Here is a 15,309-nt window from a genome sequence, read left to right on the forward strand (position 1 = left end):
GGCTACCCCTTGGGCTGGGTTCAGAAGGCTGCGTTGTAGAGGAGACCCGCGAGCGCTCCGCCGATCAGCGGGCCGACGACCGGGATCCACGCGTAGCCCCAGTGGGAGCCGCCCTTGTTCGGGATCGGCAGGAAGGTGTGCACGATGCGTGGGCCGAGGTCACGCGCCGGGTTGATGGCATATCCGGTGGGGCCGCCGAGGGAGAGGCCGATACCGACGACCAGCAGCGAGACGATCAGCACGAGAGTTCCGGACTCGCCGAGTCCCTTGGTCAGCCCGAAGGCGAGGACCGGCAGCACGAGCGCGATGGTCGCGATGATCTCCGTGATCAGGTTGGCGACCGGGTTCCGGATCTCCGGGATGGTCGAGAAGATGCCAAGAGTGGGCAGTGGCTCCTCCGCCGTGCCCTCCGTGGTGCCCGTCTCCCGTACGTTGGCCTGGAACTGGGCGAAATACGTGAGATAGCACAGCACGGCACCGAGCATGGCGCCGACCATCTGACCCAGCAGATAGACCCAGACCTTGTCCCACTCGCCCGTGTCGACGGCGATGCCGAGCGTGACGGCCGGGTTGAGATGTCCGCCGGAGAGGGGCGCGGCGGTGTACGCACCCGCCAGCACGCCGAATCCCCAGCCGAACGCGATCACGATCCACCCCGAGGCTCGCGCCTTGGAGTATCTGAGGGTGACGGCGGCGCATACGCCGGCACCGAAAAGGATCAGGATCGCGGTACCGATGACCTCGCCGACGAATATGTCTCCGCTGCTCATGGCGGCTCCTAGGCCCTGGCCCGGGACGCTCGGCCCCGGTCCTCCGTGCAGGGTGCGGTTCCTTGGCGAAGCGCCGAGGGCAGGGAGAGTCCCACGCCCTGCCCGGCGTCCGCGACGAGCGTGCCGTCGCAGCCGAAATCGCCCGTGGGAAGGCCTCGGCTCAGGTGGGCCTACGCGGCGCAGTGCCTGATTACGCCGAGAATGTACGGCGATGTCGACTGACACCGGAAGTGTTCACCGACGTCAGGGGAGCGTCAAGGTCGCCGACGACAACGGTTGAGAGCCAGGTGGTCGAGCCCGCCGGACACCCACTCCCCAACCCGGCACGGCCCACCCATCCGGTCACTCGACCTCCACCCCGACGCCACCGACCCACCGTGCGCTAGAAGATCCAGCCGGGCACGGTCGGGTCGAGAGCTGCGCGATCGGCAGGCACGCCCCGGCAGGCACGCCCCGGCAGGCACGCCCCGGCGGGCACCACCCGAGCCCGACCGGACACCCGACGCGACCGGCCGTCCCTGACCCGTCTCTCACCGCACCGCGACCACCGCCGATCCGTGCCCGAACAGTCCCTGGTTCGCCGTGATCCCCACGCGCGCGCCCTCGACCTGCCGGTCGCCCGCGGCTCCCCGCAACTGCCAGGTCAGTTCGCAGACCTGGGCGATCGCCTGAGCCGGAACGGCCTCTCCGAAGGAGGCGAGTCCCCCGCTCGTGTTGACGGGTATTCGCCCACCGAGGGTCGTCGCGCCCTCTCGCAGCAACTTCACGCCCTCGCCCGCCCCGCACAGCCCCAGGTCCTCGTACCACTGCAACTCCAGGGCGGTGGACAGGTCGTAGACCTCGGCGAGGGAGAGATCCTCGGGCCCGATGCCGGCCTCCTCGTAGGCCGACCGCGCGACGGACACCCGGAACGTCTCCGCGGTGGGCTCGACCGCGACCGCGGAGTCCGTCGCGATGTCCGGCAGGTCCAGCACCGTGTTGGGGTAGCGCGGCGTCACCGTGGACACGGCCCGGATCCGCACCGGCTCCGCCACCCCCCGCCCACGCGCGAACTCCATGCTCGACAGCACCAGGGCCGCTCCTCCGTCCGAGGTCGCGCAGATGTCGAGAAGCCGCAGCGGATCGGCGACCACGGCGGAGGCGGCGACCTCCTCGGCGCTGACCCGCTTGCGGTAGCGGGCGTACGGATTCAGCGTGCCCAGGGCCGCGTTCTTCACCTTGACCTGCGCGAAGTCCTCCGTGGTGTCCCCGTGCAGGGCCATCCGCCGACGCGCGTACAGCCCGAAGTACGTCGGATTGGTGGCCCCCAGCGCCCGGAAGCGCAGCCAGTCCGGGTCGTCGGGCCGGTCCCCGCCCGAGGGCCGGAAGAAGCCCTTGGGCGCGGCGTCCGCCCCGACCACGAGTACCACGTCCGTGAGACCCGAAAGGATCTGCACGCGCGCGGTGTCGATGGCCTGTGCCCCCGACGCGCACGCCGCGTACACGCTGGTGACCCGGGCTCCCTGCCAGCCCAGTGCCTTCGCGAAGGTCGCCCCGGCCACATACCCCGGATAGCCGCCGCGCACGGTGTCCGCGCCGACGATCGAACCGATCTCCCGCCAGTCCAGTCCGGCGTCGGCGAGCGCCGCGCGGGCCGCCGCGAGGCCGTACTCGACGAAACCGCGCCCCCACTTGCCCCATGGATGCATGCCCGCGCCGAGCACCGCCACCTCTCGCGTCACGCCGTCACCCCCGTCGGCCGCCACTGCCATGTCGTCCAGATCGTCTCCGCGTCCTCATGGAGCACGCCGGGCACGACCTCCACCTCCATGCCCACCGCCAGATCGGCGACGGTGACTCCGGGAACCGCCTGTCCCAGCACCACCATCCGCTCTGCCTCCAGCTCCACAGCGATCAACGCGTACGGCTCCCACGGAAGTTCCGGGTCGGTCACATAGGGTGACGGCGGCCGGTAGCGCGCATCCGTGTACGACCAGACCCGCCCGCGCCGGGAGAGGGGCACTTCTTCCAAGTGGCCGCCGAGGCACCCTGGATTACGGCAATGGGTGTCCTCGCGAGGGAAGAACACTGATGAGCAGGCGCGGCAGCGGGTGCCGAGGAGCCGGAAGTCGTTCCCGTCGCCGGTGAACCATCCGGCGACCACGGGTGTCGGTGTGCGCGGCAAGGTACCTCCCCACCAAGAGATCTGACGGAACGTCAGAAGTGTGCCACGGTCGCCGCTCCATGGGCAGGCCCACCGTCGGGGCGCCTCTCGTGAGGGGGGATCTTCGAGGGGAACCGCACCAGATCACTTCCCCGACGGAACGTGTTCCTGATAAATGCAGGAACCATGACACGACTCTCCAGCGCATTACGCGGTCTCGTCACCGCGTTCGCCGCCGCCCTGCTGACCGCCACCGCCGTCTCCGTCCCGGCTCGCGCGAGCACCGAGCCGAAGGCGCCGGCGGACTTCGTCGCCCTGAGAACGGTGGACCCGACGATCATCCAGGAGATGCGCTACCTCACCCCGCACAACTTCGTCGGTGAGCGCATCGACGGCTACCAGCAGCCTGTCTGCATCCTCACCCGGCCCGCCGCGGAAGCGCTCCACAAGGCGCAGAGTGAGCTCCTGCGCAAGGGGTACACCCTCAAGGTCTATGACTGTTACCGACCGCAGCGCGCCGTGGACCACTTCGTCCGCTGGGCCGAGGACCTCGACGACCACGCGATGAAGAGCGAGTTCTACCCGGACGTCGACAAGACCCGTCTGTTCGAGGACGGTTACATCGCCGCGAAGTCGGGCCACAGCCGCGGCTCGACCATGGACCTCACGTTGGTGAAGCTCCCCGCGGAACCGACCAGGCCGTATGTGCCCGGAGAGTCCCTGGTCCCCTGCTACGCGCCCAAGAGCGAGCGTTTCCCGGACAACTCCGTCGACATGGGCACCGGGTTCGACTGCTTCGACATGCTCTCCCACACCCTCGACCCTCGCGTCCAGGGCGAGCAGCGAGCCAACCGTATGCTCCTGAAGAACGCCCTGGAGGACCGCGGCTTCGTCAACCTCGCCGAGGAGTGGTGGCACTACACGTTCAAGCCCGAGTCCTACCCCGACACCTATTTCGACTTCCCGGTGTCCGAGAAGTCGCTGACCAGCGGTAAGTGAGCCGCCCCGGAAGACGCCCTTCCGATGATCGGATACAGTCCGCCGCGTGTCCGAAACTCAGCGCTCCATCCCCAACTCCACGCCCGGCTCGCACTGTTCGAGCTGTGGAACTCCTTACGGAGAGGGCGTCTCCGGCTGGCCCCGCACCTGCCCGGCCTGCCACACCGTGGCCTACCGCAATCCACTCCCCGTGGCGGTGGCCCTCCAGCCCGTCTACGACACACAGGGCACCGCCCTCGTGGTCATCACCCGAACCGTCGCCCCCGCGCGCGGAGGCGTCGCGTTGCCCGGCGGCTACGTCGACGACCGCGAGGACTGGCGGCAGGCTCTCATCCGTGAGCTCAAGGAAGAGACCGGCATCGAAGCGGCGAGCCGTGACATACGGCTCGTCGACGCGGTGAGCTCACTCGACGGACACCTCCTGCTGTTCGGGGTCCTGCCGGAGCGGCCCGCCGAGGGCCTTCCGCCCTCCCTGGTCACCGACGAGACGGAGGGCTGGCAGCTCCTGCGCAGGCCGCAGGAGCTCGCCTTCCCCCTGCACACCCTGGTCGTACGGGCATGGTTCGAAGGCCGGTACGTCTGACGTCAGCTCGCCCCGAGCCCCCGTACCCGGACCGGATGAGGCGACTCGCTCCGACCGTCCTCACCCTCCCGCTCCACGACCACCCGTCCGCCCTCCCAACGGGCGAGGTAGCGCTCGATCTCCGGCTCGGCCCGGCCGTCGCCCGAGTCCCGCACGACCAGCCCGCCCCCGGTCCGTCCGCGGGCGGGCGCCCAGACCTCCAGTTCCAGCCCGCCGTCCTGCCCGTGCACCGGAATGACGGCGCCCGCGCGCGCGAACACCGGAACGCGTGCCAGGGGCGCGTCCACGAGGACCTGTCCCGGCCCTTCGTGGACCCGCTCCGTGGCAGTGTCGTACCAGCGGCCCTGGGGGAGCTGCACCGCCCGCCGGTCCGTCCCCGGATGCAGCACCGGCGCCACCAGCAGGCAGTCGCCCAGCAGAAACGCGTCCTCGCAGTCGCGCAGCGCGCGGTCCTCGGGCGCGGCCCACCACAGCGGCCGCACATAGGGCGCCCCCGTACGCCGGGCCACATGCGCCAGGGTCACGAAGTACGGCAGCAGCCGTCGGCGTTCGACGAGCGCCACGCGCGCGTGCTCCAGCACCTCGGGACCGAACTCCCAGGGCTCCCTGCGCCCGGCTCGCAGACTCGCGTGCGTACGGAACAGCGGCAGATAGGAGCCCAGTTGGAACCAGCGCAGGTAGAGCTCGGGCGACGGCCTCCCGTCGAAGCCGCCCACGTCCGGCCCCGAGTACGGCACCCCGCACAGCCCGAGGCCCATGACCAGCGACAGCGACGCCCGCAGCCCGGGCCAGCCCGTGGCGACGTCACCGGACCACGTACCGCCGTAGCGCTGCATGCCCGCCCAGCCGGAGCGTGAGAAGACGAAAGGGCGCTCCTGGGGAGTCAGACCGGACAGCGCCTCATAGGCGGCCCGGGCCATGCAGAGGGCGTACACGTTGTGCGCCTCACGATGGTCTCCGCCCCTTCCCTCCAGGGAGTGTCGGGCCGAGCGGGGCAGGGTCGACTCCCCGAACGCCGCGAACGAGGTCGGTTCGTTCAGGTCGTGCCAGAATCCCGAGAACCCCTGAGCGAGTCGCTCCTCGTAGAGGCGGCCCCACCACTCCCGCACCCGCGCGCGCGTGAAGTCCGGGTAAGCGGCTTCCCCGGGCCAGACGACTCCGCGCACGAGCCGTCCCGACGCGTCCCGTACGAACGCGTCCTCGGCCGTCCCGCTGTCGAACACGTCGCTGCCCGGTGCGGCCTTCACCGCCGGATCGACGATCGACACCAGGCGGATCCCGTCCCGCCGCAGGTCCTCGGCGAGCTGAGGCAGCTTCGGGAAGCGCTCGGTGTCCACCGTGAACACCTGGTGGGCGTCGTAGTGGTCGATGTCCAGATGGACCGCGTCGAGCGGAAGATCGCGCTCCAGGTAGCCCGAAACGATCCGCCGCACCTCCTGCTCACCACCGAAGCCCCACCGGGCGTGATGGTGGCCGAGCGCCCAGGCGGGCGGCAGGGCGGGCGCCCCGGTCAGCGAGGCCCAGGCGAGCAGCACGCGCGCGGGAGTGCCCACCATGACCCAGCAGCGCAGTGGACCGCCGTCCATCCGCAGCTCGGACGTGCCCTCACGGTCGTGGCCGGACCCGGCGCCCTCCTCGCCCTCCCGCAGGGTCACCGTGCCGTCCCACGAGGTGTCGTGGAACACCAGATGCGTCGCAGCGTCGGCGACCACCAACTGCACCGGCATCGTGATGTACAGCGGATCGTCCCCGGGGCCGAAGGGCCGTCCGGGATCGGTGTTCCACAGCCGATACGTCCCGTCACGCAGTCGAGGACCCGAAGCCCGCCCGCCGAGCCCGAAGAACCGCGCGTCGGCAGCCACCTCGGAGCGTTGCATCCAACGCGCCGGGCCACCCCCCACCGGCTCCCACCAGCGCGGCGGCAGATCCCGGCGCAGGGGCACCCCGCCGGGCGTGAGCACCTCGATCGCGCCGTGCCGCGAGACGACGACCGTCACCCGCTCGGCCACCACCCGCCAGCCGCCGTCCTTGTCCGGCTCCAGCACCGCCCGAGGGTCGGGCTCCGGGCCACGGCCGGCGAGCGCGTACGACGGCTCCGGAGCGGCCCCGTCCCAGCCCCAGAACACGGCACCGTTCACCGCCACGGTGATCCGCAGCTCGGAGCGGCTGAACCGGACTACACCGCCTCCGGGCCCCGGCTCCACGTCCCGCACGGGCCCGGGCACCCGCGCCCGCTCGGCCCCCCGCTGTGGCAGCCCGGAGGCATCGGCACGCCTTCTGCGCCACGCGGCCCGTACGGTACGCACCCTCTGGGCCGCCCCCGCCGAGCCGACCGCCTTCACCGAACGCACCAGGTCACGACCGTCCATGCTGCTCAGCCTGCCATTGACCGGTCCCCATGTGCGTGTCGTTCAACTTCCGTTCACCCGTGCCAGGACCACATCTTCACGACACCGACTATGTGGGGCACGCCCTGGTGCAGGAGTCGATCACATGGCATCGTCCGTGTCAGCCGCGTCACGCGCACACCCCAGCCCGTGCGCGGAGGACGCACACGACGCGCAGAGTCCGGGAGCCGCCCCATGCCGACCGAAAACCCCCAGCCGCTCTGGCAGCCCGATCCGGAACGCATCGCCCAGGCACAGATCACCAGATTCCAGGCCTGGGCCGCACACCACCACGGAGCCCCTGCCGAGGGCGGCTATCCCGCACTGCACCGCTGGTCCGTCGACGAACTGGACACGTTCTGGAAGGCCGTCGCGGAGTGGTTCGACGTTCGGTTCTCGACTCCCTACGCGCGCGTGCTCGGCGACCGTTCCATGCCCGGCGCCCAGTGGTTCCCCGGATCGACCCTGAACTACGCCGAGCACGCCTTGCGCGCGAGCGCCACCCGCACGGACGAACCTGCCCTCCTGTATGTCGACGAGGCCCACGAGCTCAGCCCCGTGAGCTGGTCCGAGCTGCGCCGCCAGGTCGGCTCCCTGGCCGCCGAGCTGCGCGCCCTCGGCGTACGTCCCGGAGACCGCGTCAGCGGCTACCTTCCGAACATTCCCCAGGCCGTCGTCGCCCTGCTCGCCACAGCCGCCGTGGGCGGCGTCTGGACGTCCTGCGCCCCGGACTTCGGCGCCCGCGGCGTCCTGGACCGCTTCCAGCAGGTGGAACCGGTCGTCCTGTTCGCCGTCGACGGCTACCGCTACGGCGGCAAGGAGCACGACCGTCGCGACACCGTCGCCGAACTGCGCCGCGAACTGCCCACCCTGCGCGCGGTCGTCCACATCCCCCTACTGGGCACCGAGGCTCCCGAAGGCGCCCTGGAGTGGTCGGCCCTGACGAGCGCCGACACGGAGCCCGTCTTCGAACAGGTGCCCTTCGACCACCCCCTGTGGGTGCTCTATTCCTCAGGCACGACCGGCCTGCCCAAGGCCATCGTCCAGTCCCAGGGGGGCATCCTCGTCGAGCACCTCAAACAACTCGGGCTGCACTGCGACCTCGGTCCCCAGGACCGTTTCCTCTGGTACACGTCCACCGGCTGGATGATGTGGAACTTCCTCGTCTCCGGCCTCCTCACGGGCACGACGATCGTCCTCTACGACGGCAGCCCCGGATACCCGGACACCGGCGCCCAGTGGCGGATCGCCGAACGCACCGAGGCCACCCTCTTCGGCACCTCCGCCGCCTATGTCATGGCGTGCCGCAAGGCCGGCGTGCACCCCGGCCGCGACCATGACCTCTCCCGGGTGCGGTGCGTCGCCACCACGGGGTCGCCCCTGCCGCCCGACGGGTTCCGCTGGCTGCACGACGAGGTCCGGGACGATCTGTGGATCGCGTCCGTCAGCGGCGGCACCGACGTGTGCTCCTGCTTCGCGGGAGCCGTACCGACCCTCCCGGTCCACGTCGGCGAACTCCAGGCGCCCGGCCTGGGCACGGATCTCCAGTCCTGGGACCCGAGCGGCAACCCCCTCGTCGACGAGGTCGGCGAGCTCGTGGTCACCAACCCCATGCCGTCGATGCCGGTCCACTTCTGGAACGATCCCGACGGCAGCCGCTACCAGGAGAGTTACTTCGACACGTATCCCGGCGTGTGGCGGCACGGCGACTGGATCACCGTCACCTCGCGCGGCTCGGTCGTCATCCACGGCCGCTCCGACTCGACGCTCAACCGCCAGGGTGTGCGCATGGGGTCGGCCGACATCTACGAAGCGGTCGAACGCCTCCCGGAGATCAGGGAATCCCTCGTCATCGGCATCGAACAGCCCGACGGCGGCTACTGGATGCCCCTCTTCGTCCACCTCGCCCCCGGAGCCGTCCTCGATGAGGCCCTCCTGAACCGCATCAAGCAGACCATCCGCGAACAACTCTCCCCACGCCACGTCCCCGACGAGGTCATCGAGGTGCCCGGCGTTCCTCACACCCTCACCGGAAAGCGGATCGAGGTTCCCGTGAAGCGCCTTCTCCAAGGCACCCCCTGGGAGAAGGCGGTCAACCCGGGCTCCGTAGACAACCTCGACCTGCTGCGCTTCTACGAGGACCTGGCCCGCAAGCGCGCCTGACCGCCCCTCCAGGGGCGGTCAACCGCCATAGGTGGCCTCGGACTCGCCGAGCACCACGGCGAAGTCCGAGGCCAGCCGCACCGCGTCGGCCGGTTCGAGATCCGCCACGGTGATCCGCACGCCGGGGCCGGCCGCCATCCGGAACCGGGCGCCCGCCGCGACCCACCAGCCGTGCGACCGCAGCCCGTTCATCACCGCAGACTCGTCCCGCACGGGCACCCAGAGGTTCATCCCACTCGCCCCGTGGGCCTCGATGCCACGCTCTCGGAGCTCCAGAAGGAGAGCGCTCCGGCGTACCCCGTACTGCTCCTCGGCGCGCGCCGCCAACGCGCGCGTGCCCTCGTCCGTCAGCAGCCCGAGCACGGTCTCCTGGAGCAGATGACTGACCCAGCCGGAGGTCAGCAGCAACCGCCCGTCGTGCCGCGCCAGCGTGGCCGCATCGCAGGCCGCCGCCGCCCACCTCAGGTCGGTCCCCAGGAACTTGCTGACCGTCCGCACATGCACCCAGCGCATCAGCCCGTGGCCGGTCAAGGACCGCAAGGGCGCCTGGGCCACGGCGGACGCGTGGTCGTTCTCCACGACCAGCACATCGGGCTGGTCCCGCAGCAGGGCGACGAGTTGGTCGCGGCGCGCGGGGGAGAAGCGACCGCCGTACGGGTTCTGCGCCCGCGGACTGCACACCAGCGCGCGCACACCCGCGTGCAGCGCTTTTCGTACCGCGTCGGGGCGCATGCCCTCGTCGTCGACGGCCACCGGAACGACACGCAGCCCCAGGGCCGCGACCAGATCCAGCAGATGGTGGTATCCGGGATCCTCCATGGCCACGGCGTCGCCGGGCCGCAGCTCCACGGACAGCAGCCGTCCGATCAGATCCAGGGCCCCGTGCGCGAACGTCACGTGTTCCACGGGCACGCCGTCGGGCCGCAACCAGTCGCGCACGGCGTCCTCCAACCGCGTCAACCGCGGAGTCGAACGATGCGATCGGACCCCGGGGGACAGCCGGGAGGGCGACACCAGGCTGGGCAGCAGTCGAGGATCGGGGTGCCCGCCGGACAAGTCCCGCAGCCCTTCCGGGACTTTGGGCGGCCGTCGTGACGCCACCGCCGGAGCGGGCGCCACCACCGTTCCAGCGCGCCCGCGCGTGACGACGATTCCGCGTTGCCGCAGTTCCCTGTAGGCCGTGGCGACCGTCCCCGGACTCACCGCGAGCTCGTCCGCGAGCCGCCGCACCGGCGGCAGCGCGGCGCCCGGCCCCAACGCCCCTTGCGCTACGCCCCGTTCGACAGAGGCGGCAATGCCCTTGGCTGTCGAACCACTGATCCCATATTGTATTGCCACGTTACCGAGTATGTATCAGTACATAACTGGGAGCAAGGGGGAGCAGTGCATCCGATTCGCCGCGCAACCACATGGTCGAGAGGGATACCCGGCGGGCGTGACGGACGCAGAATGCTCGGGGTGGCCTTCGTCGACCGCGTCGGCAGCGGTCTGTGGGCAACCGTGTCGGTCCTCTACTTCACCTACGTCTCCGGCCTCTCCCTCGCCCAGGTCGGCACACTCGTCGCCGTCGCCGGGGCCGTCGGAATCGCCGGCGCACCGATCGGCGGCCACATCGCCGACCGCGTCCCGCTCACCCGCGTCCTGCCCGCACTCCAACTCCTGCGCGCCCTGGCCTCCATCGCCCTGATCACCACGGACAACTACGTTCTGCTCCTCGTCTTCTCGGCAGTCGGCAGCCTCGGCGACCGCGCAGCGAACGTCCTCACCAAGCTCTACGCCACCCGGGCCGCCGGACCGGAACGCGTCCGCTACCAGGCCCTCCAACGAACCGTCGCCAACGCCGGCTGGGCCCTGGGCGGCCTCGCCGCCGCAGCCGCGCTCACCCTCGACACCACGGCCGCATACCAATGGCTCCTCGTCGGCGACGCCCTGTCCTTCCTCGCCACCGCACTCCTCACGCTGCGCTGCGGCGAACCCACGTCCTCGTCCCGCACCGTCGCCGCATCGAAGGACCTCGAACCTCCGGCCGCACCGACGGGCCCCTGGCGCGACCGCACCTACCTCGCATACGTCGCCACCGAGACCGTCCTCTTCCTGGACGACGCGGTCTTCAAGGTCGGACTACCCCTGTGGATCGCCCACGCGAGCAACGCACCGCACGGCCTCGCACCCCTGCTGCTCGTCCTCAACAACGTGATGGTGGTGGCCCTGCTGGTCCCCCTGGCCCGCTTCGGCACCACCACGGCAGCCGCACGCAACCTGCTCGTCCCGCACTCCGCCGCCGTCGCTCTGGGCGGTGTCACCATGGCACTCTCGGCCACCGGCGGCCCCCTCACGGCCACGCTGCTCCTCACCGCCGCGGCTGCCGCCTTCACCATGGCCGAGATGCTGCACGCCACCGCGTCCTGGGAACTCTCCGTCGCCCTCGCCCCCGACACCTCCCTGGGCTCCTACCTCGGCGTCCACGGCCTCGCCCAGTCCGTCCAGCGCAGCATCGGGCCACTCGCCGTCACCGCGGCCATCGTCACAGGTCCGATCGGCTGGACCGCCTTCGGCTCCACCATCGCTGTGACCTGCCTGATTCAACGCAGACTCGTCCGGGATCGCCTCGCCCAAGCCCCGTTGTCAGTGCCACCGGTTACTGTGAGTGAGCATTGATCGACCGTGCACAGGGGGAAACATGGCGCACACCGACCACCAGACCATGCGGCGCGTCCTGCGCCGCGAAATCGCCGGCACCATCGGCCTGCTCACCGACGAGCACGACTTCCGGGCGATGCGGCGCTACCGCACCTTCACCTTCGACGACCACACGACCTACCTCCGGCAGGTCGAAGACCTCCTCAGGACCCGCGCCGCACAAGGCAGCCACACCACCGTCGCCCTCTTCGACCCGCAGGAGTTCGCCGAGTTCTGCGCGGACGCGGGCCTGGACCCCGACATCCCGTCCAGCCGCACACGCTTCACAGCGGAACTCGCCGGCACAGGCCCGACCATCCCGTACGACGGCCAGCCCCTGACCGACCTGGTGCCGGCCCTCGTGGACGAAGCCGTACGACAGGCCACCTGGGAGTACGCGAGCACCTTGCTGGCCCGCCTCGGCGGGTGTGCCTCCTGCGGTGAGGACGTCGGCCGCGCGGCCTTCGTACGCGCCTCGCAGCTGCTCGTCCGCGTCCTGGACACGGCCCATCCGGGCAACCGTCACCTTGTCTGCAGTGTCACGGGCACCCCGGAGACCCTCGTCTCCGTGCTCCACGCCGACGAGGACACCGACGGCGCCACCCAACTCGACGAGGCCGAAGCTCTCGAATTCACCACTGTCCTGGCTCTGGGCCTCGCCACCCACAGCCCCGGCGGCCTCGTCATGCGCACAAGCGCTCCCGGCACTCCGGACCGCATCTACGGCTGGCGCCTGCGCGAAGGCCTCGAACCACTCACCGCCGGAGAGGTCTTCGACGCCTACTGCACCGACATCGACTCCGGTGACCTCATCTCTCCCGAATCGGACGTCGACTACTGCGTGCCCCCCGACCTCGGAGACACAGGACAACCGAGGGGACACCACCACTGAAACGCCTGAGGGGCGCCCCACGCACAGGTGGCGCGCCCCTCAGGGACAGCGGAGAGCCGCTTCGGACCGGCTACTCGCCGGACAGCACGGCCTGAACGGCGTCGCGTGCCGCCTCGGCGCTGTCCGCGGCCCGCGCGGCAGCCGCGGCCCGCTCACACTGCGCCAGGGTGAACTTCGCCAGTGTCGCCCGGACATACGGAATCGAAGCCGCCCCCATGGAAAGCGAGGTGACACCCAGACCGGTCAGCACACACGCGAGCAGCGGGTCGGACGCGGCCTCACCACAGACACCACAGCTCTTGCCCTCGGCCTTGGCAGCGTCGGCGGACAGCGCCACCAGGTCGAGCAGCGCGGGCTGCCACGGATCCTGCAGACGGGACACCGCACCCACCTGACGGTCCGCGGCGAAGGTGTACTGCGCGAGGTCGTTGGTCCCCAGCGACAGGAACTCGACCTCCTGCAGGATCGAGCGCGCCCGCAACGCGGCCGACGGAATCTCCACCATCGCGCCGAACTTCGCCCGCAGCCCCGCCTCACGGCACGCGTCGGCGAACGCCTTGGCGTCAGCGCGGTCCGCCACCATCGGAGCCATGACTTCCAGGTGGACCGGCAGCCCCTCCGCGGCCTTGGCCAGCGCGGTCAGCTGAGTGCGCAGCACCTCCGGATGGTCGAGCAGCGTCCGCAGACCACGCACGCCCAGAGCCGGGTTGGGCTCATCGCCCGGGGAGAGGAAGTCCAGCGGTTTGTCGGCACCGGCATCGAGTACCCGCACCACGACACGCCCCTCGGGGAACGCCTCGAGGACCTTGCGGTAGGCCTCGACCTGCTTCTCCTCCGACGGAGCGTTCTTGCTGTCGTCGAGGAACAGGAACTCGGTACGGAACAGACCGACACCCTCGGCCCCGGCCTCGACGGCCGCGGGTACGTCCGCCGGACCGCCGACATTGGCGAGCAGCGGCACCTTGTGACCGTCGGACGTGGCGCCGGGCCCCGTCGATCCGGCCAGCGCAGCCTTGCGCTCGGCCGCCGCGGCCGCCATCCGCGTCTTCTTCTCCGCGCTGGGGTTCACGAAGATCTCGCCGGTGCTGCCGTCCACGGCGATCACCGTGCCCTCGGCCAGCTCCCCGGCACCGGGGAGCGCCACCACAGCCGGCACACCCAGCGCCCGCGCCAGAATCGCGCTGTGGCTGGTCGGCCCGCCCTCCTCGGTGACGAACCCGAGCACGAGAGTCGGGTCCAGCAGCGCCGTGTCGGCCGGCGCGAGGTCACGCGCGATGAGGACGTACGGCTCGTCGCTGTCCGGCACACCCGGCATCGGAACCCCGAGCAACCGGGCGACGATACGGTTCCGCACGTCATCGAGGTCGGCCACGCGACCGGCGAGATACTCACCCGCACCGGCCAGCAGGGCGCGGTAGGCGGCGAAGGCGTCGTACACCGCTCGCTCGGCCGTGCTTCCCACAGCGATACGTCGTTCGACGTCCGCCATCAGCTCGGGGTCCTGGGCCATCATGGCCTGCGCCTCGAGCACCGCCTGGGCTTCGCCTCCCGCCAGGTTGCCGCGCGCCATCAGGTCGGCCGCCACAGCGTCCACGGCCTTGCGGGCGCGCCCCTGTTCACGCTCCGCGTCCTCCACCGGTATCTGCTTGGCAGGCGGCTCGAGCACCGCCGTTCCCATATGCCGAACCTCGCCGATCGCCACACCGTGGCTCACACCGACGCCTCGCAGGGTTGTCTCCATCTGACCCGTCTCCGATAGTGCGGCGGGTCCCGCCGCCGCGATGGTTGTCCCTAGTTGCCGTCATCCGACGGCGCAGAAGTCACTTCCAGACGAAGAGAATGTCGCCTGCCTTCACATCGCCGTCCTCACGGAGCTCGTCGAGAGCCTCGGCCGTTGCTTCGAGCGCCACGACCGGGCAGACCGGCGACTTGCCGGCGGCTTCGACCGCGGCGGGATCCCACCGCACCACGCTCTGACCGCGTGTAACGGTGTCGCCCTTGTTCACGAGCAGCTCGAAGCCCTCGCCGTTGAGCTGCACCGTGTCGATGCCCAGGTGAGTGAGTACACCGTGGCCCTCCTCGTCGACCACGACAAAGGCGTGCGGATGCAGCGAGACGATGACTCCGTCGACGGGCGCCACCGCCTCGGAGGGCTCACGCACGGGGTCGATGGCCGTGCCCGGGCCGACCATGGCCCCGGAGAAGACCGGATCCGGCACTGCGGCCAGTCCGATGGCGCGCCCGGCAAGAGGGGACTGGACGGTGGTCATGGGAAGCCTCCCAGGGGTGGAGATCTATTAGGGGCCGTCACTGCCTGTCCCGGACGGCGCACTGTTCAGCAGGGTATGTCACGTGTAGTAACGGTCCCCGCGAGAGCCTACGGATTAGTGGTCTAGACCACAACCTCAATCGATTTGCACCCGTCTCACGGCCGCGTGTACAGTCGTACTCCTGCTCGGGGCCGAGCGGCGCATCTGTGCCCTTGCCTGGCAGCATCCGACTTGTCAGATCCTATCTCGGGGTCACTTTCTGCATGCCTGCAGGATGGTGGTCAGGGGGCCGGAAAAACACTGATAGAGTTTGGAACACCGAAGGGAAGCCCGGAGGAAAGCCGCGAGAGAGTATCTCGGGTGAGTACAAAGGAAGCGTCCGTTCCTTGAGAACTCAACAGCGTGCCAAAAGTCAACGCCAGA

At 70.3% G+C, this 15,309-nt stretch carries 12 protein-coding genes; 5 read left to right on the forward strand and 7 right to left on the reverse strand.

The features are described 5' to 3' along the window. Window positions 1–20: 20 nt before the first annotated feature. The 3 genes from AB0H86_RS41200 to AB0H86_RS41210 form a co-directional block, all read right to left on the reverse strand. Window positions 21–770, reverse strand: coding sequence for an MIP/aquaporin family protein (locus AB0H86_RS41200; RefSeq protein WP_362450924.1), 750 nt, complete (start codon window positions 768–770; stop codon window positions 21–23). A 530-nt stretch (window positions 771–1,300) separates the two neighbouring features. Then, complete coding sequence (locus tag AB0H86_RS41205; protein WP_362450926.1) at window positions 1,301–2,491, reverse strand: lipid-transfer protein; 1,191 nt, start codon at window positions 2,489–2,491, stop codon at window positions 1,301–1,303. Beyond that, the gene (locus AB0H86_RS41210) at window positions 2,488–2,913 is read right to left on the reverse strand and encodes a zinc ribbon domain-containing protein (RefSeq protein ID WP_362450954.1); all 426 of its coding nucleotides are present in this window, start codon (window positions 2,911–2,913) and stop codon (window positions 2,488–2,490) included. The genes AB0H86_RS41205 and AB0H86_RS41210 overlap by 4 nt, the downstream gene beginning before the upstream one ends. A 186-nt stretch (window positions 2,914–3,099) precedes the next feature. Here AB0H86_RS41210 and AB0H86_RS41215 point away from each other — a divergent pair, with 186 nt between their 5' ends. Then, on the forward strand, window positions 3,100–3,912 hold the full coding sequence (locus tag AB0H86_RS41215; protein ID WP_362450929.1) for a M15 family metallopeptidase: 813 nt from the start codon (window positions 3,100–3,102) through the stop codon (window positions 3,910–3,912). Between the two features lie 46 nt (window positions 3,913–3,958). Further along, entirely contained in the window at window positions 3,959–4,495 is a 537-nt protein-coding gene (locus AB0H86_RS41220) for an NUDIX domain-containing protein (protein WP_362450932.1), read from the forward strand. A gap of 2 nt (window positions 4,496–4,497) precedes the next feature. Here the strand turns inward: AB0H86_RS41220 and AB0H86_RS41225 are convergent, their stop codons facing one another. Next, entirely contained in the window at window positions 4,498–6,864 is a 2,367-nt protein-coding gene (locus AB0H86_RS41225) for a TIM-barrel domain-containing protein (RefSeq protein ID WP_362450934.1), read from the reverse strand. Between the two features lie 213 nt (window positions 6,865–7,077). On the opposite strand from AB0H86_RS41225, the gene AB0H86_RS41230 reads away from it, so the two are divergent. Then, window positions 7,078–9,045: an acetoacetate--CoA ligase gene (locus AB0H86_RS41230; protein WP_362450936.1), complete on the forward strand. Its 1,968-nt coding sequence runs from the start codon at window positions 7,078–7,080 to the stop codon at window positions 9,043–9,045. 18 nt (window positions 9,046–9,063) lie between these two features. Here the strand turns inward: AB0H86_RS41230 and AB0H86_RS41235 are convergent, their stop codons facing one another. Then, window positions 9,064–10,383: an aminotransferase class I/II-fold pyridoxal phosphate-dependent enzyme gene (locus tag AB0H86_RS41235; RefSeq protein ID WP_362450938.1), complete on the reverse strand. Its 1,320-nt coding sequence runs from the start codon at window positions 10,381–10,383 to the stop codon at window positions 9,064–9,066. A gap of 111 nt (window positions 10,384–10,494) precedes the next feature. Between AB0H86_RS41235 and AB0H86_RS41240 the strand changes: the two genes are divergently transcribed. Continuing rightward, complete coding sequence (locus AB0H86_RS41240) at window positions 10,495–11,703, forward strand: MFS transporter (protein WP_362450940.1); 1,209 nt, start codon at window positions 10,495–10,497, stop codon at window positions 11,701–11,703. Between the two features lie 22 nt (window positions 11,704–11,725). Continuing rightward, entirely contained in the window at window positions 11,726–12,616 is an 891-nt protein-coding gene (locus AB0H86_RS41245) for a hypothetical protein (protein ID WP_362450943.1), read from the forward strand. A 70-nt stretch (window positions 12,617–12,686) separates the two neighbouring features. Here AB0H86_RS41245 and ptsP read toward each other — a convergent pair whose 3' ends face one another. Together ptsP and AB0H86_RS41255 are read right to left on the reverse strand one after the other, a co-directional pair. Next, a complete protein-coding gene (ptsP, locus tag AB0H86_RS41250; protein WP_362450946.1) occupies window positions 12,687–14,357 on the reverse strand; it encodes a phosphoenolpyruvate--protein phosphotransferase in 1,671 nt (556 codons plus the stop codon). A gap of 79 nt (window positions 14,358–14,436) precedes the next feature. Continuing rightward, window positions 14,437–14,886, reverse strand: a complete 450-nt coding sequence (locus AB0H86_RS41255) for a PTS glucose transporter subunit IIA (protein WP_362450948.1) — start codon at window positions 14,884–14,886, stop codon at window positions 14,437–14,439. Between the last annotated feature and the right edge of the window lie 423 nt (window positions 14,887–15,309).

This window comes from Streptomyces sp. NPDC050997 (assembly GCF_040660135.1).
Classification (GTDB): Bacteria; Actinomycetota; Actinomycetes; order Streptomycetales; family Streptomycetaceae; genus Streptomyces.